1 protein-coding gene is annotated in these 241 nt (G+C 68.0%); it reads right to left on the bottom strand.

Going from position 1 to position 241, the window contains the following annotated elements; all coding sequences use genetic code 11:
* Positions 1–241, bottom strand: a 241-nt coding sequence (locus SB765_RS33105; RefSeq protein WP_410932958.1) for an HAD family hydrolase, incomplete at both ends; no start/stop codon positions are given.

Below are 241 nucleotides of genomic sequence, written 5' to 3'. Positions count from 1 at the left end.
CCGGCAATCGGCAGCATGCCAATCCACCAGCTCCGGCCATGGGTTATCCGGCAAGTTCACCAGCACCGTCCGCGCGCCCGCCGCGCGCCCGCAGTCCAGGTCGAACCGGTAATCCCCCACCATCACCAGCTCGCTCGGCGCCACGCCCCAGGCACTGGCAATCTTCAGCAACCCATCCGGGCTCGGCTTAGGTGCGGCCTCGTCACGTCCCAGAATGTGCTCCACCGGGAAGCAGTCCGCC

Origin of the sequence: Pseudomonas sp. SIMBA_067 (genome assembly GCF_046534675.1) — a bacterium.
GTDB lineage: Bacteria > Pseudomonadota > Gammaproteobacteria > Pseudomonadales > Pseudomonadaceae > Aquipseudomonas > Aquipseudomonas putida.
This window is presented reverse-complemented; position numbering and strand designations above follow the sequence as displayed.